This window comes from Luteibacter sp., from assembly GCF_036499525.1.
Taxonomy (GTDB): domain Bacteria; phylum Pseudomonadota; class Gammaproteobacteria; order Xanthomonadales; family Rhodanobacteraceae; genus Luteibacter.
The window spans coordinates 30,583-56,224 of sequence record NZ_DASYDO010000062.1 but is presented as its reverse complement, the minus strand read 5'-3'; the positions used below and the strand labels follow the sequence as shown (position 1 = coordinate 56,224).

At 67.3% G+C, this 25,642-nt stretch carries 12 protein-coding genes; all 12 read left to right on the top strand.

The window, feature by feature from the left end; genetic code table 11:
* Window positions 1-3: 3 nt before the first annotated feature.
* The 12 genes from VGM71_RS11720 (at window position 4) to VGM71_RS11665 (ending at window position 25,602) form a co-directional block, all read left to right on the top strand.
* Window positions 4-1,923: a hypothetical protein gene (locus VGM71_RS11720; RefSeq protein WP_331545283.1), complete on the top strand. Its 1,920-nt coding sequence runs from the start codon at window positions 4-6 to the stop codon at window positions 1,921-1,923.
* Window positions 1,924-2,268: 345 nt separating this feature from the next.
* The gene (locus VGM71_RS11715) at window positions 2,269-8,988 is read left to right on the top strand and encodes an amino acid adenylation domain-containing protein (RefSeq protein ID WP_331545281.1); all 6,720 of its coding nucleotides are present in this window, start codon (window positions 2,269-2,271) and stop codon (window positions 8,986-8,988) included.
* Window positions 8,985-15,383, top strand: a complete 6,399-nt coding sequence (locus VGM71_RS11710) for an amino acid adenylation domain-containing protein (RefSeq protein WP_331545279.1) — start codon at window positions 8,985-8,987, stop codon at window positions 15,381-15,383. The genes VGM71_RS11715 and VGM71_RS11710 overlap by 4 nt, the downstream gene beginning before the upstream one ends.
* 24 nt (window positions 15,384-15,407) lie before the next feature.
* Window positions 15,408-16,538 carry a glycosyltransferase family 2 protein gene (locus VGM71_RS11705; RefSeq protein ID WP_331545277.1) on the top strand — a complete coding sequence of 377 codons (1,131 nt, stop codon included), beginning with the start codon at window positions 15,408-15,410 and terminating at the stop codon, window positions 16,536-16,538.
* Window positions 16,532-17,641 (top strand): polysaccharide deacetylase family protein, encoded by a 1,110-nt coding sequence (locus VGM71_RS11700; protein ID WP_331545275.1) that lies wholly within the window; start codon window positions 16,532-16,534, stop codon window positions 17,639-17,641. The genes VGM71_RS11705 and VGM71_RS11700 overlap by 7 nt, the downstream gene beginning before the upstream one ends.
* Window positions 17,629-18,891: an O-antigen ligase family protein gene (locus VGM71_RS11695; protein ID WP_331545273.1), complete on the top strand. Its 1,263-nt coding sequence runs from the start codon at window positions 17,629-17,631 to the stop codon at window positions 18,889-18,891. The genes VGM71_RS11700 and VGM71_RS11695 overlap by 13 nt, the downstream gene beginning before the upstream one ends.
* On the top strand, window positions 18,888-20,243 hold the full coding sequence (locus VGM71_RS11690; protein ID WP_331545271.1) for a phenylacetate--CoA ligase family protein: 1,356 nt from the start codon (window positions 18,888-18,890) through the stop codon (window positions 20,241-20,243). The genes VGM71_RS11695 and VGM71_RS11690 overlap by 4 nt, the downstream gene beginning before the upstream one ends.
* Window positions 20,240-21,358: a glycosyltransferase gene (locus VGM71_RS11685; protein WP_331545269.1), complete on the top strand. Its 1,119-nt coding sequence runs from the start codon at window positions 20,240-20,242 to the stop codon at window positions 21,356-21,358. Before VGM71_RS11690 ends, VGM71_RS11685 begins: the two co-directional genes overlap by 4 nt.
* Window positions 21,355-22,617 carry a glycosyltransferase family 4 protein gene (locus VGM71_RS11680; protein ID WP_331545267.1) on the top strand — a complete coding sequence of 421 codons (1,263 nt, stop codon included), beginning with the start codon at window positions 21,355-21,357 and terminating at the stop codon, window positions 22,615-22,617. The genes VGM71_RS11685 and VGM71_RS11680 overlap by 4 nt, the downstream gene beginning before the upstream one ends.
* Window positions 22,614-23,252, top strand: a complete 639-nt coding sequence (locus tag VGM71_RS11675; RefSeq protein WP_331545265.1) for a polysaccharide deacetylase family protein — start codon at window positions 22,614-22,616, stop codon at window positions 23,250-23,252. The genes VGM71_RS11680 and VGM71_RS11675 overlap by 4 nt, the downstream gene beginning before the upstream one ends.
* Window positions 23,249-24,418, top strand: a complete 1,170-nt coding sequence (locus VGM71_RS11670) for a glycosyltransferase family 4 protein (protein WP_331545263.1) — start codon at window positions 23,249-23,251, stop codon at window positions 24,416-24,418. The genes VGM71_RS11675 and VGM71_RS11670 overlap by 4 nt, the downstream gene beginning before the upstream one ends.
* On the top strand, window positions 24,418-25,602 hold the full coding sequence (locus VGM71_RS11665) for a hypothetical protein (RefSeq protein ID WP_331545312.1): 1,185 nt from the start codon (window positions 24,418-24,420) through the stop codon (window positions 25,600-25,602). Before VGM71_RS11670 ends, VGM71_RS11665 begins: the two co-directional genes overlap by 1 nt.
* The last annotated feature ends 40 nt before the right edge of the window (window positions 25,603-25,642 follow it).

The following is a 25,642-nucleotide window of genomic DNA, read 5'->3' as shown; positions in this document are numbered from 1 at the left end:
GACATGTCGGTCAATCTGGACTTACTGCGTTCCAAGAAGAGTACGAGAGCGGTCTACCCCGCTCCACGATATGCCTTCGATGCCTTCGACCATGGCATCAACCGCCGGACCATCGTGGAAGACCCTGATCATGCGGTGTTCTTCGCCGGTCCATTCGGGGATCTGCAACCTGGCGACGTCTTTGTTCTTTTCTTCGGCGACGACCTGATCCCTGTCATGGAAATGCCGCTCCCCGGGGGGCCGACCGGAGAGATTGAAATCCATGCCCCCGCGGCGCAGATGTTGCGCCACGTCCCCGACAACCAGGCTCGCCGACTCGACATCTGGTACGCCATCGTAAGGCCTCTGGAAGCCGTCGAGTCGGTGCGGCTTCTGGGCTATCTCATCGACTTCCAGCCACCCGGTGGCATTCCGGTGTTCGGCGACCCTACCTACGTCAACACCAGGCTTGCCCCTATCCCCGAACTGGAAGCCGGGATCCCGCAGAACCAGCCATTGGTCATGAACGTACCGCCATGGGAGAACATGAGCCTTGGCGACCGATTGTTCGTGCGCTGGGGCAGCGCCAGCCTCGGTCCCTTCGAAATCACCACGACCAGCCAGATCGGCAGCGCCGTTCCGGTCACCGTGTCCTGGGAGACCATCAGCGGTACGGACGGCGGTGTGGCTCGTGTCGATTACTACATCACCGATGTTGTCAACAATCATTCCTATTACGCCCAAGCCAAGGTCATCGACGCGGGCGTTCCGCTATTGCCTCGGCCAATTTTCCCCGACCATTTTAACGGGATCATCGATCTCGATTTCCTTGGGGCGGCGAATGTGCCCGTTATCGTCGCATTCGACATGCGGACCACCGACCAGATCAGACTCATCGTCGAGCGTGTCACCGGCGATGGCATGCCGCTTCCTCAACATGCGCAGGCCTTTTCCGGCGACGCGAGCGGCGCAGTGAGGGTGGAGATACCGCACGCCATCGTGAAGGCCATTCCGGGTGGCGAGTTGCGGGCCAGGTATGAGGTCACGCGGGCCGGCTCCCCGCTGCTCAGGTCACAGGTGACGACGGCCAGTGTCAAAGGAACCGGTGCAGTCCTCGAGCCGGCCGACACTCCCGAATTTCCCACCCACCAGATCGAGGTCGGTAGATTGGCTCCGGACGGCCTCCGCGTCGACATCCCCCGTTACGCTTTCCTCCAGCCCTCGAACAGGATCGTCGTCACCTCGACCTTCACCAAGGGCGGCGCGACGTACACCGACACGCAGACGCGCCTGGGCTCCGATTTCGGGGCCGCTTCCCTGACTCTCAGGGTGCCCATCGAAAGAATCGTCCCGGCCGCTGGTGGCACGGGAACCATTGTGTACAGCGTACTGCCGGACGGCCAACCCAGCATCCTGGCGCCTGTCAGGAACCTCACCTTGTTGGGAGCGGCCCCCGGCGAGTGGGACCTCGAATACAATTTCGATGCGGACAGAGTGCGTTACGTCCTGCCGCGGCAGACCATACGGTTCCCCGAAACCGGCCTGCTCGTGATGGATATGCAGTTCGATCCCGACAAGCATATCGATCCCAACGAGCAACTGGGTGTGGAACTCTATCGCTTCAATCCGACTGCGGAGTTCAGGGGGAGCGTTCTCTACGTCGGGAACCCCCAATGGGTTAGCCACGACAATGTGTTCTTCGTGAACTTCACAGAGGACTGGAACGTAGTGCGTTTCGCCATTACCTCAGTCGACCGGGAGGTCACGGTGACCTTCAAGGACGCGCGGCTGAACATCATCAGCGGTGTCATCACGGTTCCCGGCGGAAACAACGAGCGGCAGCTAGAGGTGCGTTACAACGATAACGGACGACGCCGGATCAGGCACCTGGAGATCCGCTGCAAAGATGTCATCCGTATCGACTCGTTCAAGTTCCGGCGCTGAGTCAGTCTTGCGACGGGCGCCCCGCGAGGGGCGCCCTTTTTTTTACGTCCGCTACGCGCAGGCCTAGGCAATCGGCCATTTGCACACCCCGGCTAGCGCGCCAGTTGTATATGCCCCCCAAAGTCCCAGGGCTATAAAGATTCCACAGACGCGAAGGGCCATCCGGCCTGCACGCGTGACGGGGGATCGCATGAAAGCCGAAGGCACGGCGGGGTGGATGAGGGTCGTCGGGGGCACGAAGGGTGGCCACCGGTGCGCGCAGGGCGCCCGGTCAGGTCGCTCCACGGCCGCCTCGACCGTTCGGCCTATGCCTTCGCGCTCTCCCAACGGGTACGAGGCCAGACCATGAGCGATGCGCGTTTCCCTGCCGGGCAGGACACATTTACCGTACACGGTCGCTTCGCCGCCGTGGCGAAGACCTGTGCGGAACGCGCAGCCGTTGTCTCGGATGCAGCGTGCCTCAGCTACGCCGAACTGGATGCCCGCAGCGATCGTGTCGCGAGCGGACTGGTGGCGGCGGGCGTGGAGCCGGGAAGTTACGTCGCGCTGCTGATGGACCGCTCGGTGGAAGCGGTGGTTGCCGTCTTCGGCGTGCTGAAAGCCGGGGCGGCCTACCTGCCCATCGATACGCGCTGGCCCGCCGACCGCGTGGCGTTCGCGCTGCATGATGCGGACGTGTCAGCCATCGTCGCCGACGAATCGCGGGACATGGCCGAGGGCGACGACGTTCCCGTGTTCACGGTGGCTGAGCTCGAGAATGAGGTTTCGCAGTGGATTGCCGGCGATGGGGACGAGGATGAGTACCCCGCGCGAGCAACCGTTCGCGCGGAGGCGCGCTCCTATAGGGTCGAGGGGGCCGGCGACGATCTTGCTTATGCCATGTATACCTCCGGATCTACCGGCACGCCGAAAGGCGTCGAGATCCGGCATGCGTCGATCCTGCGGCTGGTGCTTCGCTCCGATTACATCGATTTCAATGCGCCTAAGGTGCTGCATGCAGCGCCGTTAGGCTTCGATGCGTCCACTTTCGAGATCTTCGCGCCGCTGCTGAATGGTGGCACGTGCGTCGTTTACAGCGAGCGCGTGCCGACAGGCTCCGGTATCGCGGGCACAGTGGAAAAGCATGGCGCGGAAGTCGCCTGGCTCACGGCCGCCTTGTTCAACGCCATCGTTGACGACAACGCCGGCAACCTCGCGGGACTGCGCGTGGTGATGACGGGAGGCGAGGCACTTTCGCTGCCGCATGTGCGCAAGGCGTATGCCGCGCTGCCGGCCACGACGCTGATCAACGGTTACGGCCCCACCGAATGCACCACGTTTGCGACGACCTATGTCATTCCACGCGAGCTCCCGGACGATCTGCGTGCCATTCCCATCGGCCGTCCCATCGGCGAGACCTCGCTGCATGTGCTCGATGCGGAAGGCAACGAAGTGCCGGCCGGCGAGACGGGTGAACTCTTCATCGGCGGTACCGGCGTGGCGCGCGGCTACCTCAACCGCCCCGAACTCACGGCGGAACGCTTCGTCGCCGGCGGCACCCGCTATCGCACCGGCGATCTCGTGCACTGGCTGCCCGACGGCAACCTCGCCTTCATCGGCCGTGTCGACGGCCAGGTGAAGATCCGCGGGTATCGCGTGGAAACCGGCGAGATCGACATCGCCCTGCGAGCCCTGCCCGGCGTCACGGCCGCGGCTGTGATCGCGCGCGAAGACACCCCCGGAGACAAGCGCCTCGTCGCCTATTACGTCAGCGAGGTGGAAGCGGTGACAGCACGCGGCCTGCGCGACGCGCTGGCCCGCACGTTGCCCGAGTACATGCTTCCCGTCGCCTGGGTGCGCATGGATGCCCTGCCGGTGAACGATAACGGCAAGCTCGACCGCCGTGCGTTGCCGGCACCCGATAGCAGCCGCCCCGAACTGGCGGCTACGTTCGCCGCGCCGCGTGGCCATGTCGAGACGACACTCTGCGCGATTTTCGCGACGGTGCTCGGCGTCGGCACGGTCGGTCGCGACGACAACTTCTTTGATCTCGGCGGCAGTTCCCTGCTTGCGGCGCGAGCCATGACCCGCGTCCACGAGGAATTGTCGCCGACTCCTACCCTGGTCGGGTTCTTCGCCGAGCCGACCCCGGCCGCGGTGGCGGCCACGATCGAGGGGCGCGCCGCCCGTCATGCGCTGGCAGGACGCCTGGCGAGCGGCGCGCCGGCGACGGGGGAACCCGTGGCGATCGTCGCCGTGGCCGGCCGCTTCCCGGGCGCGCCGGATGCCGAGACGTTCTGGGACAACCTGTGCGCGGGCCGCGAATCCATCCGCTTCTTCACCCCGGACGAACTCGACCCGGCGGTGAGCCAGGCCGAACGCGACGATCCGGGTTACGTGGCCGCGCGTGGCGTGGTCGACAACGTGGACCAGTTCGACGCGGGCTTCTTCGGCATGTCGCCGCGCGAGGCGGAACTCACCGACCCGCAACAGCGCCTGTTCCTGGAACTATGCTGGGAGTGCATGGAGCGCGCCGGGTATGTGCCCGACGGCCAGTCGGTGCCCGTCGGCGTGTTCGGCGGCATGCACAACGCCACCTATTACCAGAAGCACATCAGCGGGCGGCCGGACCTCATCGAGAAACTTGGCGCGTTCCAGGTGATGCTCGGCAACGAGAAGGATTACCTCGCCACGCGCGTAGCGCACAAGCTCAACCTCACTGGACCTGCGATCAGCCTCAACACGGCGTGCTCCACGTCGCTCGTCGCCATCGCACAGGCCTTCGACGCGCTGCGCGCCGGCCGTTGCGATATGGCACTGGCCGGTGGCTCGTCCATCGCCTGTCCGCCAAACAGCGGGTACATCGCGCAGGAAGGCTCCATGCTGTCGCCGGACGGCCATACGCGCACGTTCGACGTAGACGCCCAGGGCACCGTCTTCAGCGACGGCGCCGCCGTCGTCCTGCTGAAGCGCCTTTCCGATGCGCTGCGCGATGGTGACCCGGTATATGCGGTGATCCGCGGCGCCGCCGTGAACAACGATGGCGCCGTCAAGGCCAGCTTCACCGCGCCCAGCGCCGCCGGCCAGGCTGCCGTCATCACCATGGCGCTCGACGATGCGGCGGTATTGCCGCGCGATATCTCCTATGTCGAAGCGCACGGCACCGCCACGCCGCTCGGCGATCCGATCGAACTGGAAGGGCTTACACGTGCCTTCCGCCAATCCACCGCGGACAAGGGCTTCTGTGCGCTCGGCTCACTGAAGAGCAACGTGGGCCACCTCGTGATGGCGGCCGGCGCGGCCAGCGTCATCAAGACCGCCTTCGCGTTGTGCGAACGCCGCCTGCCCCCGTCACTGCACTTCAAGTCGGCAAATCCGCGCCTCGGTCTCGCCGAGTCGCCCTTCGTCGTCAACGACACGCTGCGGCCGTGGCAGACCCCGGGCGGCCCGTTGCGCGCCGGCGTCAGCTCGTTCGGCGTCGGCGGCACGAATGCGCATGTGATCCTGGAGGAAGCACCGGAGCGTGTACCGTCCGATGCCTCTAGCGGTTCGCAACTGTTGCTGCTCTCCGCGCGCACGCCCACCGCGCTCGGCAACGCCGCGGCACGGCTGGCCGATCACCTCGCCGCGCATCCGGACGGCAATCTCGCCGATACCGCGTGGACGCTTGCCTGCGGCCGCAAGGCCTTCGCCCAGCGCACACACCTGGTGGCGCTGTCGGTCAGCGACGCCGTGGCAAAACTTCGCGACATCGCCGCTGCCGCGATGTGCCGTTCCTGCGCCGATCCGGCTCCACGCATCGTCCTCCTTTTTCCCGGCCAGGGTTCGCAGTACGCGGGCATGGGCCGTGAGCTGCACGCGACGGAGCCAGTGTTCCGCGCCGCGCTGGACGACGTCGCATTCGCGCTGCGCGACGAACTCGGTTTCGACCTGCGCGATCGCATGTTCGCCGACGATGCCGAGGCATTGAAGGCTACCGCGTTGACCCAGCCGGCCACCTTCGCACTCGAGTACGCGCTCGCCCGCCTGTGGATGAGCCTGGGCGTGGAACCGGTGGCGATGATCGGCCACAGCGTGGGCGAATTCGTCGCAGCCGTGCTGGCGGACGTGATGCCGCTGGCCGACGCGTCGCGTCTCGTAGCCCGTCGCGGCCGCATGATGCAAGCGCTGCCCGCCGGGTCGATGCTTTCCGTTCGTCTGGGGGCCGCCGAGTTGCGGGCCAGGCTCCCGGACGTTCTTTCTCTCGCCGCCGAGAATGCGCCAAACGCCAGCGTGGTCTCAGGCCCCACCGATGCCGTCGAAGCGTTTCGCATCGCACTGGAAACCCAAGGCGTCGCGTGCCGCCTGTTGCACACCTCGCACGCCTTCCATTCGGCGATGATGGACCCGGTGCTGGACAGCTTCCACGCGGAAGTGAGCGCCGTGTCGCTTTCGGCGCCGCGCACGCCCATCGTCTCAACGCTCACCGGCGCGATGCTTACCGACGCGGAAGCCACCTCGCCCGACTACTGGACGAAGCACCTGCGGCATACCGTGCGTTTTTCGCCGGCGCTGCTGCACGCACTGGAAGACGTCACGCACACGTTCCTCGAAGTGGGGCCGCGTCCCAGCCTCGCCCTGCTCGCGCGCCAGCATGCGCAGAGCCGCGGCCGCACTATCGTCGCTTCGCTGGGCGACGGTCCCACCGACGAACGCGCCGCCTGGCTCGCCGCCGCCGGCACGCTGTGGGCCGCCGGCGCCTCCATCGCCACCCACGCCTTCGACCATCGCGAGCAGCGCCGTCGCGTGCGCCTGCCCACCTATCCCTTCGAGCGCAAGCGGCACTGGATCGATGCCCGGTTGCCTGCCTCGATCACGCCCATCGCCGCCGCCACGCCGCTCGTGCCGCCCGCCATCTTTACCGCCGTACCGGAGTCCCCCATGCCGATGCCTTCCGCACCCGCACCCAACAACCGTCCCCAGCGCCTTGCCGGCGAACTCATCGCCTTGTTCGAGGATGTGTCGGGAACCGAACTCGAGGGTGTCGACCCGGCGTCCAACTTCGTCGAACTGGGACTCGACTCACTGTCGCTGACCCAGGTGGCGTTGCAGTTGCAGAAGACCTACGCGCTGAAGATCACTTTCCGCGAGCTGATGGACGGCTGTTCGTCGTTCGAACGGCTCGCGGCGCATATCGATCGCCTGTTGCCGGCTGAGGCTCAGCCGGCGGCGCCCGTGCCCGCGGCTGTCGCCGCGCCGGCCATGGCGGCGGCACCGGTGGCGCTGGCCACGGGTGGCGGACTGGTCCAGGACGTGATCGCGCAGCAGATGCAGATCATGCGGGAACAGTTGGCGTTGCTTGCGGGAGCCGCCGCTTCCGCGCCTTTTGTTTCTCCCATGGCCGACGCTCCCCAGGTAGGAGCGCGCCCTGCGCGCGACGCCGTTAGCCTCAGTCCCGAACCTGGCGCGCAAGCCTCCGAACCGACGCCAACGGCGTCGCGCGCAGGGCGCGCTCCTACGGATTCCGCTCCGGGCCAGGACGAAGAAGCTGCGCTTGCGCACACCACCTACGACGTCAAGAAAGCCTTCGGCGCCATCGCGCGGATCCACTCCACGAACACCGACCTGAGCTCTCGCCAGCGCGCGCGCCTGGATGCCTTCATGCGCCGCTATATCGAGCGCAGCAAGGCCTCCAAGGCCTACACCGAGGAACATCGTCCGCACCTGGCCGACCCGCGCGTGGTGAACGGCTTCCGTCCGCTGCTCAAGGAAATCGTCTATCAGATCGTGATCGAACGCTCCAAGGGCTCGAAGGTGTGGGACCTGGACGGCAACATGTACGTCGATGCCCTGAACGGCTTCGGCATGAACCTGTTCGGCTGGCAGCCCGACTTCGTGCTCGACACCGTGCGTACCCAGCTTGACGCGGGTTACGAAATCGGCCCGCAGCATCCGCTGGCCGGCATCGTCGCGAAACAGGTGTGCGACATCACCGGGTTCGATCGCGCGGCGCTCTGCAACACCGGCTCCGAAGCCGTGATGGGCTGCGTGCGCGTAGCCCGTACCGTCACGGGACGCGACACCCTGGTCATCTTCACCGGCTCCTACCACGGCATTTTCGACGAAGTGATCGTACGCGGCACGAAGAAGCTGAAGTCGGTGCCGGCCGCGCCGGGCATCCTGCGCAACACGGCGGAGAACGTGCTGGTGCTCGAGTACGGCACGCCCGAGTCGCTCGCCATCATCCGCGAGCGCGCCTCGTCCATCGCCGCCGTGCTGGTGGAGCCGGTCCAGAGCCGCCGGCCGGACTTCCAGCCGATCGAGTTCCTTCAGGAACTGCGCGCGATCACCGAGGAATCGGGCTCGCTGCTGATCTTCGACGAAGTGGTCACCGGTTTCCGTTCGCACCCGCGCGGCGCCCAGGCGATGCTTGGCATCGACGCGGACATGGCTTCCTATGGCAAGGTCGTGGGCGGTGGCTTCCCGATCGGCGTGATCGCCGGCAAGCGGCGTTTCATGGACGCACTGGATGGCGGCCATTGGCGCTTTGGCGACGATTCCACGCCGACCGTGGGGGTCACGTATTTCGCCGGCACCTTCGTGCGCCACCCGCTGGCCCTGGCCGCGGCGCATGCCGTGCTCAACCACCTGAAGGAACAGGGCCCGGACCTGCAGGCCAGCCTCAACGCGAAGGTCACGGCGATGGCCGACGAACTGAACGCGTTCTGCGCCGGCGTGGGGGCGCCGTTGCATATCGTGCACTTCTCGTCCGTGTGGAAAACGGTGTTCAACGAGGACCATCCGCTGCAGGACCTGCTGTTCGCGATGATGCGCAGCCGCGGCATCCACATCCTCGACAACTTCCCCTGCTTCTTCACCACCGCGCACAGCGAGGCGGATTTCGCCGCCATCGCCACCGCGTTCCGTGAATCCATCCTCGAAATGCAGGAAGCGGAGTTCCTGCCGCGCCGGCGCGAGACGGCAACCTTCGATGCCGAGCATCCGCCCGTCGCGGGCGCCCGCCTCGGCAAGGATCCAGAAGGCCGTCCCGCGTGGTTCGTTCCCAACCCGGATGCGCCGGGCAAGTACCTGAGGGTTACCGCATGACGCCCAACGAGCTGGCCGCCGCCACGGCGGTCGACTACGATCCGTTCGCCGGTGCGCCGCTCACGCGGCTCGTGCCGACGACGGCCGCGCAGCGCGAGGTGTGGCTGGCATCCCGGCTGGAGCCGGAAGCCTCGCTGGCGTACAACGAGGCGGTATCGCTGAACCTCAAGGGCTTGCTCGACGTGCCGGCCCTCGAATGGGCCCTGCAGGGCATCGTGGATCGCCACGAGGCCTTGCGTGCCACCTTCAGCGGCGATGGCGAGGGCCTGTTCGTCGCCGAGCGCACGACGCTGCCGATCGCCTTCCACGACCTCTCGCTGCTGGCGCCGTTCGAAAGCGACGCACGCATCCAGGCCGCGTTCTCGCGCATCGTCACCACACCCTTCGACCTCGAGAACGGACCGCTGGTCCGTGCGGAGCTGTTCCGCTTCGCGGCCGATCGCCACCTCCTGACCATAGCCGCGCACCACATCGTGTGCGACGGCTGGTCCTTCGGCGTGATCGTGCGCGATCTCGCCGCCCTTTACGCGCAGCGCACCGGCAAGGGCAATGGCCCGGCCGCCGCGAGCGCGTTTCCGAACTTCGCGTTGGCCGAGGCTGCGCACGCCGGCAGCGAGGCGGCCCGTGAGGATGAAAAGTACTGGCTCGACCGGTTTTCCGGCCCGGCCCCCGTACTCGACCTCCCCACGGACCGTTCCCGCCCCCGCCGTCGGACGTTCACCTCACGGCGCGAAGACCGCACGCTGGACCCGACGGAAGTCGCGGCGATCAAGCGCCTGGGCGCCGCCCAGGGCGCGAGCTTCTACGCGACCCTGCTGACCGCCTTCGCCGTCCTGCTCCGCCGCATGGCGGGGCAGGACGATGTGGTGATCGGCATTCCCACCGCGGGACAGGCGGCCGAAGGGCTGGACACGCTGGTCGGCCATTGCGTGAACGTGCTGCCGCTGCGCGCCCACATCGACGACACCGCAAGCTTCGCCGACGTACTCGGCAGCGTTCGCAACGACCTGCTCGACGCCTTCGAACACCAGCGTTACACGCTCGGCAGCCTGCTTGCCCGCCTCTCGCTGGCGCGCGATCCCTCGCGCCTGCCGCTGGTGACCGTGCTGTTCAACCTCGACGCGCAGTTGGACGAGAGCACGGTGACCTTCCCCGGCCTGCGCTTCGATGTGGAAGCGGTGCCGCGCGAGTACGAAAACTTTGAACTTTTCGTCAACGCCGTGCAGGTGGACGGTGGCTTGCGCCTGGAGTGCCAGTACAACGCGGACCTGTTCGAGGGCGCCACTATCCAGGGCTGGCTGGATGCATACGCCATGTTGCTGCGCCAGGCTGCGCTCGATCCGGCCAAAGCCGCTGTATCGCTGCCGATCGTTTCCGACGCCGTATACCGTGAACTGGCTGCGTTGCAGCCCGCGCCGACGCCGTTTCCCGAACTGCGCCTCGCCCACGAATTCTTCGAACAGCAGGCCGATCGGGCACCGGATCGCGCCGCTGTACGCCACGCCGACCGCGCGCTGACCTACGCCGCGCTCGAATCGCGCGCGAACCGCATCGGCAATGCGCTGCGCGACCGGGGCATCGGCCATGGCGCCCTGGTAGGCCTGTCGCTGGCCCGTGGCATCGACATGGTGGCCGCGGTGCTCGGCGTGTTGAAGTCCGGCGCGGGCTACGTGCCGCTGGACCCGTCCTTTCCCGCCGACCGCCTGGCCTTCATGGCCCAGGATGCCGCTCTTGCGGCCCTGGTTGTCGACGACGACACACCGCTTGCCTTCGACTTCGATCCCGAGCGCGTGCTCGCGCTGAATAGCGACGAGGTTGCACGCGCCTCGTTCGAGCGGCTGGAACGCAACCGCCGGGCCGCGACGCCCGATTCGGTGGCGTATGTGATCTTCACCTCCGGCTCCACCGGCCAGCCGAAAGGCGTGCGCGTGCCGCACCGCTCGGCTTCGAACTTCCTCACCAGCATGCAGCGCGTGCCGGGCATCGCGCCGGACGACCGCCTGGTGGCGGTCACCACGCTGTCGTTCGATATCGCCTTCATGGAACTCATGCTGCCGCTGACCAGCGGCGCGGAGATCGTGGTTGCCGGCCGTGACGACGTGCGCGACGGTGGCCAGCTGCGCCGCCTGATCGAGGACAGCGACGCCACGATGATGCAGGCCACGCCGGCCGGCTGGCGCCTGCTCGTGGACGCGGGGTGGCACGGCCGTCCCGCGTTCCGCGCCGTGTCCGGCGGCGAACCGCTGCCAGTCGACCTGGCCGAGGCGCTGCTCGACCGCTGCGGCGAAGTGTGGAACGGCTACGGCCCGACCGAAACCACGGTGTACTCCACCTACTGGCGCGTGTCGGACCCGCGCGAAGGCATCTACATCGGGCGCCCCATCGCGAACACCACGGTGCACATCCTCGATGAGCGCGGTAACCACTGCCCGTTGGGCGTGCCCGGCGAGATCCACATCGGCGGCGCAGGCGTCACCCTCGGCTACCTCGATCGGCCAGCGCTTACCGCGGAGAAATTCGTGCCCGATCCCTGGTCGGAAACGCCGGACTCGCACATGTACCGCACCGGCGACCGTGGCCGCTGGCTCAGCAACGGCCTGCTCGAACACCTAGGCCGCCTCGACTTCCAGGTGAAGGTGCGCGGTTACCGCATCGAACCCGGCGAGATCGAATGCGTGCTCGCCGACGCACCTGAAGTCACGCGCGCCGTGGTCATGGCGCGCGAAGATCGCCCAGGCGACGTTCGCCTGGTGGCCTACGTGGTCGGCGGCGAAGGCCTGTCGCCGAACGAGGACACGCTGCGCACCCGTCTGCGAGCCCGCCTTCCCGATTACATGGTGCCGCAGCACATCCTCGTGCTCGATGCCATTCCCCTCCTGCCCAACGGCAAGATCGACCGCAAGGCGCTGCCGCCGCCGGTCGCGCATTCCGTCTCCGCACCGGGCGAGCGCGTCGCCCCGCGCAACGAGGACGAGCGCCGCGTGGCCGCCGCGATGGAAGCGGTGCTGTGCTTGCCCGACCTCGACATCCGAGACGACTTCTTCGCGCTCGGCGGTCACTCGCTGCTGGCCGCGCAGCTCACCGCCCGGCTCAACCGCGAGTTCGGCGTGACGCTTTCCTTCCGCACCCTCTTCGATGCCCCGACGATCGAGCAGCTTTCCGCGGCCATTGGCTCGCAGGTGGCGAGCGGTGCAGCCCCCGCCACCGACCCCATCGCGCACCGCGCCGATGCCGAGCAGGACCACGCGCCGCTGTCGCTCATGCAGCGCCGCCTGTGGGCGCTGGAACGCATGCACCCGGGCCGCGTCACCTATAACGCACCCTCGGCCCACCGCCTGCGCGGCAAGCTCGACCAGCACGCCTTCGACATGGCCTTCCAGGCCTTGATCCAGCGCCAGCCGATCATGCGCACGGCGTTCCGCGACCTGGGCCAGGACATCGCGCAGATCGTGGAGCCCCGGCTGGACTATCCGCTGTTCCCCGCCGAGGATCTCAGCCACCTGCCGCACGACGAACGCGAAGCGCGGTTGATGGAGCGCCTGCAGGAACTGACCGATACGCCGTTCGACCTGGGCGCCGCACCGCTGTTCAGCGCGCGCATGTTCCGCCTCGCAGAGGACGAACACGCGCTGTTCTTCATGCCGCACCACATTATCTGGGACGGCTGGTCGTTCGACATCCTCTACAACGAACTGTCGGCGCTGTATCGCGCCTTCGCCGCCGGCCTGCCCTCGCCGCTGGCACCGCTGCCGGTGACCTATGGCGATTTCGCCGAATGGCACGCGCACTGGCTGGAGTCCCACGCCTTCCGCGGCCAGCTCGATTACTGGCGCGACCGCCTGGCCCAGATGGGAGACGTGCGCGCGCTGCCGACCGACCATCCGCGCCGTCCGGGCATGTCGGGCCTCGGCCGCACCGAGTGGATCCATGTATCGCGTGAGGACACCGACGCGATGCACGAGGTGGCCCGCCAGGCGGACGCCACGCTCAACATGACCCTCCTGGCGCTTTACTTCGCCATGCTCTCCAGTTCCGCCGGCCAGCGCGACCTGGTGGTGGGCACGCCGGTGCGCGGGCGCAACCAGACCGAGGTCGAATCGGTCATGGGTTACTTCAACAACCTGCTGCCGCTGCACGTGAGCGTGGACCCGGCGCTGTCGTTCCTCGAATTCGTCCGCCACGTGAAGCGCACCGCCATCGAGGCGTTCGGCCATCCGGACGTGCCGCTGGAATACCTGCAGCGCGAGCTTCGCGTCGGGCATGGTGCCGGCGCCACGCTCTACCAGGCATTGTTCTCGTTCCAGGATGCCCGCCAGCGCGTGGTGGATTGGGGCGGCCTGGCGCACGAGCAGATCCTGCTGTTCCAGAGCGGCGCCACCGAAGACCTGGGCCTGTGGTTCCTCGAGGGTCACAAGGGCATGGTCGGCGGCGTCACCTACAACGCCGACCTCCTCCAGGCGGACACGGCGCGGCTCATGCGCGAACGCTACCTCGGCATGATGCGCCGGGTCGCGACCGATCCCGCGATCGCGGTGAGCACGCTCACCGCGGCCACCGCGGCCGAACTCGAACGCATGCATGGCTGGAACGACACGAGCGCGATCTTCCGCCTGCCGGCGGACCTGCATGCGATGGTCGCCGCCACCGCCGCGGCTTCCCCGGATGCCGTCGCGATCGTGCACGGCTCGCGCAACGTCACCTACGCCTCGCTTGTGCGCCGTGCGATGCGCATGGCGGCGCTCCTGCGCGACCGTGGCGCCATCCGGGGCAGCGTGATCGGCCTCTGCGTCGACGCGGACCCGGATCGCCTTGCCGGCCTTCTGGCCATCGCGATGAGCGGCGGCACAGCGCTCCTTCTTGACCGTGCCGATCCCACGGCGCGCCTGCGCGAGATCCTTGCCGATGCGCGGGTAACCGTGCTGATCGGTGACGCGGCGCTCGAGACCACGCTCGACTGGCCGCGCGCCTGCGCGTTGTGGCTGGATGCGGATCACGCCGAACTGGATGCCGCCGATGCGGAGGGTGTCGTGTTCGACGCCGTGGAGCCGGACGCCGCCGCCATCGCGTTCCATACGCCGGGAAGCGATGGCAGGGCACACGGTGCGTCGCTTTCGCACCGCGCCCTGGCCGGCATCGTGGAAGGGCTTGCCGATGCACTCGGGGTTCGCGCGGGTGAGCGGCTGTCGGGGGACGCGCTGCCGTCCGACCCGATGCTGACGATCGAGGCGTTGCTGGCGCTGGCGCACGGCGCGACCTGGGTCGTGCCGCAAGCGCCCATCGCCGACAGGGTCGGCGCCCACCAGGCTGCGGCCACGCTGGGAGACATCGACACCTTCATTGCCGCGCCGGAAACGTGGCATGCGATTCTCGAGAGTGGCTGGCAGGGCAACGGGCGGCTGCGTGCGGTCGTCACGGGTGGCACGCCCAGTCCGGACATGGCTGCCCGCATCGCCGACGCCTCGTCCGCGCTATGGACGCTGTTCGGCGATGCGATGTCGACGCCGGTCGCTACCTGCGGTCGCGTCGAACGCGTGGCCGATGCGCTGCACGAGGGCAAGCCTGTATCCCACGTCCAGGTTTGGATCCTCGACGAGGACGGCGAACCCTGCCCGATCGGCGCCACCGGACAGGTGGCCGTCGCGGGAGCGACGCTCGCCGTGTCGTTCGGCCATCGCGCCAGCCTCGAGCGCCAGCCTGTCGAAGAGCGCGTGCAGCGCACGGGCTATCGCGGACGCTGGCTGGCCGAGGGCCAGTTGCAGGTGCTGGATCGTCCCGACCGCCGCGTGCGCCGCCATGGCCTCGATGTGGAACCGGCCGCGATCGAATCGCTGCTGCTGACCCAGCCGGGCATCGTGCGTGCGCTTGCCGTACCGCGCACGAACCACGCTGGACTTACTCACATCGACGCCTACGCGGTGGCCGCGCCGGGCGCCATGGCCGATCCCGATGGCCTGCGTGCGGCGCTCTGCGCGGTGCTGCCGGCCTGGTCGATGCCCGCACACCTCGTCGTCCTCGATGCCCTGCCCTTGCTGCCCACCGGCGAACCGGACCTGGCCGCGCTGCCGCTTCCGGCCGAGCAGCGGCACGGGTCGTCGGCGGAAAGCACCGAGCCGCACAGCGAAAGCGAGCGCCTGCTTGCCTCGGTGTGGACGGAACTCCTGGGCATGTCGCGTGTACGCACCAGCGACAACTTCTTCGACGTGGGCGGGCATTCGCTGCTCGCCGTGGACATGGCGGTCCGCGTGCAGAAGCTGACCGGCGTGCAGCTCAACCTGCTGGATATCGCCAACGGCACGTTAGGCACGCTCGCCGCCGAACTTGCCATCGCACCGCCGGCATCGCCGCCTGCCGCGGGTAAACGCGGCCTGCTGAGTCGCCTGCTTGGACGTGGCTGATCCACGGCGACCGGGGGGAACGCCATGACACACATCGCCTGGTTCGTCTGCTGGACCTCGGCCGTACTGCTGGTCCACGTCTTCGCCGGCTACCCGCTGATGGTGTGGCTGCAGGCGCGGCTGCGACCGCGGCCGGTGGCGCGACGCGACATCCTTCCCACGGTGAGTATCGTGCTCGCCGTGCACGATGGGGAACGCCACATTCGCGCCAAGCTGGCCAACCTGCGCCAGCTTGACTATCCGGCTGCGCTCGTCGACATCGTGCTGGTGTGCGACGGCTGCCACGACGCCACCGTGGCGATGGCGCGCCGTTCAACCGATCCGCGACTGACCGTGCTGGATCATCCGAACCGGCGCGGCAAGTCGGCCTGCCTCAACGACGCCGTGGCCCTCACGCGTGGCGAGGTGCTGCTGTTCACCGACGTGCGCCAGCGGCTCTCGCCCATGGCGTTGAAGGAACTGGTGGCCAACCTCGGCGATCCCGACGTGGGGGCCGTGACGGGCGAACTGCACATGGAGAACGTACGCAGCGGTTTCGCCCAGGGCGTGGATTTCTACTGGCGCTACGAGAAGGGCATCCGCCATGCGGAGAGCCTGTCCGGATCCACGATCGGCGTGACCGGCGCGATCTACGCCATGCGCCGCGCGTTGTTCAAGCCACTGCCCGCGGGCACGGTGCTCGACGACGTGCTCGTGCCCATGCGTGTCGCCGCCCAGGGCAAGCGGGTGGTGTTCGAGCCGAAAGCCATGGCCTGGGACCAGCCGTCGCAGCTGCCGGCCGAGGAGCGCCGGCGCAAGATCCGCACCCTGGCAGGCAACTACCAGCTCATCCAGCTCGCGCCGTGGCTGCTCCTGCCCTGGTGCAATCCGCTGTGGTTCCGCTTTGTCAGCCACAAGCTGCTGCGCCTCTTCGCGCCGTGGCTCATCGTGATGCTCACGATCAGCAGTGGTCTGCTGGTAACGCGGCATCCGATGTATGCGGTGGCCTTCGGCGGCCTCGTCGCCGGACTGCTGATGGTAGGACTGGCTCGCCTGCAACCGCCGCTGGGACGCCTTCTGCCATTGCGCATCGCAGTGGCGTTCTTCTATCTCAACCTCTTCGCCGCGCAGGCGCTCCTCGCTTTCGCACGCAACCGCAGGCTCCATTTATGGTGAATTCCACTATCCCCCGCGGCGCGCCCGGCATTCGTGGCCGGCTCGGCGAACTCTGTTACTCCAGCGGCCTGCTGCATCCGCTGCAGCGCGTTCGCGCCTGGTGGCAGCGCGACCTGCGCATCCTCGCCTATCACCGCGTGATGCCCCTGCCCGATCCGGATACCTACGAATTCGACCTGGAGCTCATCAGCACGCCGCCGGCCGAGTTTCGCGAACAGATGCTGTGGCTGAAGAAGTATTTCCGGCCGACGCGGCTCACCGACGTGGTGGCCGCGCTCGATGCGGGAGAAGCCTTGCCGCCCGATTCGGTGGTGGTCACGTTCGACGATGGCTACGACGACAACTACCGCATCGCGGCGCCGATCCTCGACGAACTGGATGTGCCGGCCACGTTTTTCGTCTCCACGGGCCATATCGATACGGGCAGACCGTATGCCTACGACTGGCTCGTGCACATGATCCTGCTCACGAAGGCGCCGCGGATGGTGCTGCCGGAACTGTCGATCGACGTGGCGCTGCCAGCCGAACGCGCGCTGCGCCGGCGCATCGCGGGCAACGTGCTGCTGCGCATGAAGTGGCTGGACGCGTTTGGACAGACCGCGATGATCGAGCGCCTGGAGACCGAGTGGAACATGCCGTCGGCCAAGGCCCGCCCCGCCGACTGCCGCCCCATGACGTGGGACCAGGCGCGGGAGATGGAAGCGGCCGGCCTCGAGTTCGGTTCGCACGGCGTGCACCACCGCATGCTCGCGCGCCTTCCGCAGGATGACATGGAGCACGAGATCCAGGCATCGAAGACTACGCTGGACCGCGAGTTGCGCCGTCCGGCGGTGCTCATGTCCTATCCGGTCGGCGGCGACCGCGCCTATAACGACTCGGTTATCGCGGCCACGCGCAACGCCGGCTTCCGGTTGGCCTGCAGCTACATCTGCGGTACCAACGCCGAGCCCAGCGTGAACCGCTACTCGCTCAACCGCCTTCCCGTGGAAAGCAACATGGGACCCGGCTGGTTCGCCGCGATGCTGGCCCTGCCGCAGCTGATGAGCTATCCCACCGCCGCCCACGAGACGAGCGGACAGGGGGAACGCGCATGTTCCCCCTGATCCTCCTCTATGTGGTGCTGACCATCATCCGGCCGCAGGATTACGTGCCGGGGCTCGACACCGTACCGATCCTGCCGGTGGTACTGCTCCTGGCGTTCGCCTCCTGGATCGTGTCGAAGGAGAAAACCTTCGAAGCACCACAGTTCGTGATCCTGCCGGCGTTCCTTTTGATCCTGATGATCTCGGAAGTGACCAACGGCTGGGCCGGCGGCGCGATGGACGAACTGGCGCGCTTCGGTCCGGTGGTGATCGCCTTCTTCGTGTTCGGCGCTTCGTGCAGCACGCAGAAGCGCGTGCAAATGGCCATGAGCGTCTTCGTCGCCTGCTCGGCGGTGCTCGCGCTGCATGGGGTGCAGCAGGCGCAGCTGGGCGTGGGCTGGACCGGTATCCCCATCGGCGAAGGCAACCGCATCCAGTACGTGGGCATCTTCAACGACCCGAACGACCTCGGCCTGCTCTTCGCCGCCACCTTCCCCATGGCCGTGTTCCTCGGCCGCAAGGGCATGGGCGCGATGCGGCCCGCATGGCTGGGCGCCGCGCTTCTCCTGCTGTACGGCACCTACCTCACCAATTCCCGCGGCGCGCTGCTGGCCATCCTGGTCGTGGCCGGTTGCTACGTCTGGTACCGCAAGGGCGTCGTCGTGGCGGGCATGCTGGGTATCGCCGGCCTCGCGGCAATGAAGGTGCTTTCCTCACGCATGGACGAACTGGACGCGGGCGAGGAGTCTGCCGCTGGCCGAGTGGACGCCTGGTACTCCGGCCTGGAGATGTTCCGCGAGAACCCCTTGTTCGGCGTGGGTCCCGGTAACTTCACTGAATACAACGAACTCACCGCGCACAACTCCTTCGTGCTGGTGCTGGCCGAGACCGGCTTCGTAGGCTTCGTGCTGTGGCTGGCCTTCGTCTGCTACGGCTTCATCATGATGCTGAAGATCGTGCGCTACCAGCGGCCGAAGGACACCGACCCCGCCGTGGAGGCCGCATGGGCCACCGAGCGGCAGATGGCGCTTGCGCTGCTGCTCTCCCTTTGCGGCATGTTTGCCGCGGCCTTTTTCCTCAGCCGCAGCTACATGGTGGTGCTGTACCTGATCGCCGCCATGGTCGCCGGCTACTATGTCGGCGCGCAACGGCGCTGGCCGGAACTACCGAAGTACCGCCTCTCGGAGGGCGGATGGCGCTGGGTGCCCGTGGGGGCCGGCAGCGTGTTCGCCCTGTTCATCCTCGTCGCCGTGCTGCTGCGAACCACATGAAAGCCTACGAAACCCTGATGCGCCGCGTTCTGTGGCCCGCGTACGAAGGCGGTTTGCGCCGCCGCGAGACACCACGGCACATGCGCCGCTACGAGCGCGAGCAGTGGCTGTCGCCGAAGGAGATCCAAGCGTTGCAGTTCGAACGCCTGAAGCGGCTGCTCGACTGGTGCTACCGCGAAGTGCCTTACTACCGGCGGCGCTGGGATGCCGAGGGCATCGTGCCCCGTGATATCCGCGGCATGGACGATGTCGCGAAGCTGCCGGTCCTCACCAAGGCCGATATCCGCGAGCATGCCGACGAACTCAAGGCCGTTTCACTGAAGGGATCGCTGGCGTACAAGGCCACCGGCGGATCCACGGGTGAGCCGCTGCGCTTCGGCTATACCCGCGAGAGCAACGACCGACGCGTGGCCGTGATGTGGCGCGGCTACGGCTGGGCGGGTTCGCGCATGGGCCGCCGCACCCTGTTCCTGTGGGGTGGACCGGTTGGCGAGCCAAGCAAGTCACACCAGCTGAAGGATCGCATCTATAACGCCGTGTTCGCGCGCAAGCTGTTGGACAGCTTCCACATGAGCGAAGCCAACATGGCCGATTATGCGGACGCCATCGATGCCTACCGGCCCGAGGTGATCGTCAGCTATGTGGGTCCGCTGGTCCGGCTGGCGGAGTGGCTATTGGCTCAGGGCCGCCAGGTCGCCCGGCCCGTCTCGATCATCGGCGCGGCCGAGGCACTGCATCCGTTCCAGCGCGAGATCGTCGAGCGTGCTTTCGGTGCCCCCGCCTACAACACCTATGGCTGTCGCGAATTCATGCTGATCGCGTCCGAATGCGAGCACCGCGATGGCCTGCACGTGAACGCGGACCACCTCGTGGTGGAGACGCTTGGCGCCGATGGCCGGCCGACCCACACGGGCAGCGGCGAGGTGGCGATCACCGACCTGTTCAACTACGGCATGCCTTTCATCCGCTACGTGAACGGCGACATGGCGACGCATGCCGCGTCGCGCTGCGCGTGCGGCCGTGGCCTGCCGATGCTCGCCTCCGTCGACGGGCGCAAGCTCGATGCCATCCGCACGCCTGCCGGGCACATCCTCCCGGGCGAATTCTTTCCGCACATGCTGAAGGACGTGCCCGGCCTGACCCGCTTCCAGCTTGTGCAACGGAGCCTGGAGCGTCTTGATCTGTCGATCGTGCGCGGCCGGGATTTCAATGACGCTTCGCTGGACTATATCCGCCGCGAGGTCACCAAGGTTCTTGGCGACAGCGCGGAACTGCACTGCCATTTCGTCGACGACATCCCGCTCACCCGCAGCGGCAAATTGCGCGTCACCGTCTCGGAGCTGGTTTCGTGAACATCACCCACTTCGTCGAAAACCTGAATCGGGGCGGCCTGGAGCGCATGGTGCTCGACCTGGTCAAGGAACAGCACAGCCAAGGCCACAAGGTGCAGGTGGTATGCCTGTTCGAGCGCGGCTCCCTTGCCTGGGAACTGGATGCGCTGGGAATTCCCGTGTCGGCCTGCAACAAGCGCAAGGGCTTCGACCTGCGCGCGCTCGGCCATGCGCGGCAGCTGCTGGCGAGCCATTACACCGAGGTGCTGCACACGCATAACGCCGTGGCGCACTACCAGGCCGTGCTCGCCAGCGCCGGCATGGGCATCCGCCAGGTGGTGAACACGCGCCACGGCATGGGCGCCCAGCGCAAGCCCGGCCGCCGTGAGTGGTTGTTCCGCCGTGCGCTCGGCGCCACGGATGCCGTGGTGGCCGTATGCGAGGCGGCGCGCAGTGATGCGGTGAGCCGGGGCATCTCTCCCGCGGCGAAAACCTGCGTGGTGCCGAACGGCATCGTGCTGGACGGCTTCGACGTGGCTTCCGATGCCATGCACGAGCGCCTTACCCGGCTGATCCGCGTGCCCCCGGGCACGCGCATCATCGGCAGCGTGGGCCGGCTCAACTGGGCGAAGGACCAGGCGAGCCTCATCCGCGCCTTCCGCACCGTTAGGCATGCCCGCCCCGACACCGTGCTGGTGCTGGTCGGCGACGGCGAACTGCGCGAGACCCTGCGCGCCTGCGCCTTCGACGAAGGCGTGGCCGGCTGCGTATATTTCCTCGGCGACCGCGACGACGTGCGCGAACTGCTTCAGGGGTTCGACCTGTTCGCGCTGTCGTCGGTGACCGAGGGGTATTCCATGGCCCTGCTGGAAGCCTGCGCGGCGGGCCTGCCGATCGTCGCCACCGATGTTGGCGGCAATGCCGAGATCGTGCGCGACGACGCCACCGGCCGACTGGTACCGCCCTGCGATCCACCGGCGCTCGCCCATGCGATCCTGGAACTATTGCACGCCTCCCACCGTGCTTCGCGGCTCGGGCTGGCGGCGCGTGCGTGGGTCGAAACGAATGGCTCCATGAAGGCCATGGCCGCGCGGTATGGCAAGCTGTATTTCGGTGACCTGGAAGCCGTGCCGTGAAAATCCTGGTCGTCACCAATCTCTTTCCCACGCCGTGGGATCCGCGCCGCGGCACGTTCAACCGGCAGCAGTTCCAGCGCCTGGGGGAACGCCATGAGGTGGACGTGCTCACCGCGGTAGATTTCCGCGAGCGCAAGGGTGGTGAGAAAGGCGACGCGCCGGTGCCTGGCATCAAGCGCGACCATTTCACTTTCTACCATCCGCCCGGCATCGGCCGGTTTCTCAATGCGTTCTGCTTCTTCGCCAGCATGATGTGGCAGCGCGGCCGCGAACTGCGCCGGGCCCGTTACGACGTGATGCTGGCCAGCTGGGCCTATCCGGACGCGGCAGGCGCCGCCTGGGTCGCGCGACTGCTCGGCATTCCGTATGTCGTGAAAGTCCACGGCAGCGACCTCAACGTGCAGGCCGAATTCCGGCTGCGCCGCCCGCAGGTTCGCTCGGCATTGCGCGGAGCCGCCGGTGTCATCGCCGTCAGCCAGGCATTGGCATGCAAGGCCGTGGACCTCGGTGCGCAGGCGGACGGCGTGGACGCGATCTACAACGGCGTCGATACGGGGCTGTTCCATCCCGGCGACCGTACCGAGGCACGGCAGCGCCTTGGCCTTCCGCCAGAGGCGCCGGTCGTGCTCTACGTCGGCAATCTGAAGGCCACCAAAGGCTGCCACGACCTTATCGACGCCTTCCCCACCCTGGTCGAACGGCATCCCGACGCACGCCTGGCATATGTGGGCGACGGGGCGAGTCGCGCGTACCTGGAAGACCGTGCGGCGTCGCTATGCTGTTCGACCGCGGTGCGCTTCGCCGGCGCCGTCGACCATGCCGCCCTGGCCGACTGGTTCCGCGCGGCAAACGTGCTATGCCTTCCGAGCCATAACGAAGGCGTGCCGAACGTGGTATTGGAAGCCATGGCCTGCGGTACACCCATTGTCGCCACCACGGTCGGTGGCATTCCCGAGGTCGTTCCAAGCCTCGCGGGCATCCTCGTGCCACCACACCAGCAACACGAGCTAGGCGCCGCGCTGGTGGAGGCCTTCGAGCGCCATTTCGATCCCGCGGCCATCGCCGCGCACGCCGCTACCTTTCGCTGGGACGAGAACATCGATCGCGTCGAGCGCGTCCTGCTCCACGCCGTAGGAGCGCGCCCCGCGCGCGACAGCTTCTCGCAAGGACCAACAATCCCTGTTGCCTTATCTCGAAAAGCTGTCGCGGACAGGGTCCGCTCCTACCCTTCTTCGCCAGGCGAACCTCCCACCCGATGAACTGGAAACTGAAAAAGCACGATCTGCTCGGCCTGCTGCCGGAACACCTCGTCCTCACCCGGACGCGGGACGCCGACCTGCGCTACCTGAGCTTCGATGACGGCCCGGAGCCGGGCCACACACCCCGGCTTCTCGATACCCTGGCGAAGCACGGCGTGAAGGCCAGCTTCTTCCTCGTGGGCGAAAAGATCGAACAGTACCCGGACATCGTGACGCGGATCGTCGACGAGGGCCACATGATCGGCAACCACTCGTACAGTCACTGGTCGTTCCGCCATATGAACCTGACCAGGCAGCTGGACGAGGTGTACCGCACCGACGCGCTTTTGCGCCTGTTCGACAACCGGCCGCACCATCGCATGCGGCCGCCTCACGGATACGTGGGTGCGCAATTGCTGGCCCACTTTGCCCGGCGGCGCCGGAGCTTCGTGTACTGGTCGTACGACAGCCTCGATTACCAGGACCGACCCGTGGAAGCCCTGATCCACCGCCTTCGGAACGATCCTCCCACCGCCGGCGACATCGTGCTCATGCACGACGACAGCGACAAGGCAGCCGACGCACTGGACGTGCTCCTGCCGGAATGGCTGTCGCAGGGCATGCGTTTCGCCGCGCTGCCGGGAAACGCCGCATGAGGATCCTCTATCACCACCGCACGCGCGGCCGCCACGTGGAAGGCGTGCATATCCGCGGCATCGTGGGCGCCTTGCGCGAGTTGGGTCACCGGGTGGACGTGCTGTCCTTCCCCGGGGCCGATCCCGAACGGGAAGAAGTCGAGACGACGGTGGCGACCGGCAACGGCGGGCTGGCCGGCATCGTGACGAAGCTGCCGGGCATCGTCTTCGAAGTGTGCGAACTGCTCTATAACCTGCTGACGTTCGCCCGCATGGCCCGCGCATGGCGCGCGGCGCCACCCCAACTGATCTACGAGCGCTACTCGCTGTTCCTGTTCGCCACGATCTGGCTGGCCCGCCGGCGCGGCATTCCGCTGGTGCTGGAGATCAACGACTCGGCGCTGGTCGATCGCGTGCGTCCGTTGACCATGCGCGGCCTGGCCCGGCGCATCGAGGGCTGGTGCTTCCGGCGCGCGACAGGGCTGGTCTTCATCTCCACCTATTTCCGCGACATCGCCGTCGAGGCCTACGGGGACATCGCGCCGAGCGTGGTCTCGCCCAACGCCGTGGACCTGCCTCGCTTCGACCCCGCGCGCTTCGACCGCGAGCGCCTGCGCGCGGAACGCGGCCTGGCTGGACGCACGGTGTGCGGCCACATCGGTGTCTTCGCTTACTGGCACGGCGTGGACGGCTTCGTCGAAGCCATCGCCCACCGGCTGGAAAGCGTGCCGGACCTAGCCCTGGTGTTCGTGGGCGACGGCAAGACGCTGCCGGCGGTGCGCGAACTGATCGCCGCACGCGGTCTTTCCGACCGCGTGCTGCTGCCGGGGCGCGTACCGCATGACGAGGTCGCCAGCTGGATCGCCTGCATGGACTATGCCGTGCTGCCGAATTCCAATCACTATGGCTCACCGATGAAACTGTTTGAGTTCATGGGCATGGGCGTGGCGGTGGTCGCGCCGGACTATGCGCCGGTGGCGGAAGTGATCGCCGACGGCCGCACGGGCTGGCTGTTCCCGCGCGGCGACGCCGCGGCCTGCGTCGAGCGCGTGCTCGAACTGGCCCAGCGTGCGGATGAACGCAGGCGCGTGGGTGACGCCGCGCGAGACTACATCGCCAGCGAACGGCAATGGCGCAACAACGCCGAACAGCTGCTCTCCCTGGTGCCGGCCGGAGTTCCCGCGTGATGGCCATTGCTGTGCTCGCCCTCCTTCTTCTTGCCGCCGCGGCCCTCGTCACCGTGGCGATCCGCGCGCGCAACATGCAGTACTGGCTGTGGGGCTACCTCACCCGCCGAGCGCCGCCGAAGGTGGAAGGACCGGTGCACGTGCTGTTCTGCTTCGTGGACCATTTCGAGCCCAACTGGGGCCGGGTGGACATGGACACCCAGCGTCGCCGCGTGGACCGCTGGTGCGACGAATACCGCGCCATGGCGTCGCGGCATCGCGACGCCGACGGCCGCATGCCGCAGCACAGCTTCTTCTATCCGGAAGAGGAATACGTGGAGGAGCACCTCGACAAGATCGCCTCGCTCTGCGCGGAAGGCTACGGCGAGATCGAGATCCACTTGCACCACGACAACGATACGGCGGAGAACTTCGTCGCGACGATGGATCGCTTCAACCGTCTACTGCACGAAAAGCATGGCGCGCTGCCGCGCGACCCCGTCACCGGTCAGCTGCGCTTCGCCTTCATCCATGGCAACTGGTGCCTGGACAACTCGCGCGCGGACGGACGCTGGTGCGGCATCAACAACGAGCTGGTGCTGCTGCGCGAACTGGGCTGTTACGCCGACTTCACCCTGCCCTCCGCGCCCAGCGATACGCAGACGCGCATGTCCAACGCCATCTACTACGCCACGGACGATCCCCACCGTTGCAAGTCGCACGACACGGGCGTGCCGATGCGCGTGGGTGGCAAGCCGGTGGGCGACCTGCTGATCATCCAGGGCCCGCTGGGCCTGAACTGGAAGGACCGCCGCTTCGGCATCCTGCCGCGCATCGAGAACTCGGACGTCCGCAAGGGCTGCCCGCCGTCGCGCAACCGCGTGGACCAGTGGGTGCGCACGGGCATCCACGTGGAGGGGCGCCCGGAATGGGTGTTCGTGAAGGTGCACACGCACGGCACCCAGGAGCGCGACATGGACACCCTGCTGGGCAAGCCGATCGACGACATGCACGATTATCTCGAGTCCAGCTACAACGACGGCCGGGACTATGTGCTGCACTACGTGACGGCCCGCGAGATGTACAACATCGCGAAGGCGGCCGAGGCGGGGATGACGGGCGATCCGGGGCGCTATCGCGACTTCGAACTGGCCACGCCCGGAAAATCTCAAGTCGAAACCCGCCCACTCGTCGACACGCTGTAGGAACGCGCCCGCGCAATTGTCTAACGCCGCCGGTGTCCGC

Excerpts from the sequence above, each read along its gene's own strand:
- VGM71_RS11720 (WP_331545283.1), top strand. The coding sequence starts at position 4 with ATGTCGGTCAATCTGGACTTACTGCGTTCCAAGAAGAGTACGAGAGCG.
- VGM71_RS11715 (WP_331545281.1), top strand. The coding sequence starts at position 2,269 with ATGAGCGATGCGCGTTTCCCTGCCGGGCAGGACACATTTACCGTACAC.
- VGM71_RS11710 (WP_331545279.1), top strand. The coding sequence starts at position 8,985 with ATGACGCCCAACGAGCTGGCCGCCGCCACGGCGGTCGACTACGATCCG.
- VGM71_RS11705 (WP_331545277.1), top strand. The coding sequence starts at position 15,408 with ATGACACACATCGCCTGGTTCGTCTGCTGGACCTCGGCCGTACTGCTG.
- VGM71_RS11700 (WP_331545275.1), top strand. The coding sequence starts at position 16,532 with ATGGTGAATTCCACTATCCCCCGCGGCGCGCCCGGCATTCGTGGCCGG.
- VGM71_RS11695 (WP_331545273.1), top strand. The coding sequence starts at position 17,629 with ATGTTCCCCCTGATCCTCCTCTATGTGGTGCTGACCATCATCCGGCCG.
- VGM71_RS11690 (WP_331545271.1), top strand. The coding sequence starts at position 18,888 with ATGAAAGCCTACGAAACCCTGATGCGCCGCGTTCTGTGGCCCGCGTAC.
- VGM71_RS11675 (WP_331545265.1), top strand. The coding sequence starts at position 22,614 with ATGAACTGGAAACTGAAAAAGCACGATCTGCTCGGCCTGCTGCCGGAA.
- VGM71_RS11670 (WP_331545263.1), top strand. The coding sequence starts at position 23,249 with ATGAGGATCCTCTATCACCACCGCACGCGCGGCCGCCACGTGGAAGGC.
- VGM71_RS11665 (WP_331545312.1), top strand. The coding sequence starts at position 24,418 with ATGGCCATTGCTGTGCTCGCCCTCCTTCTTCTTGCCGCCGCGGCCCTC.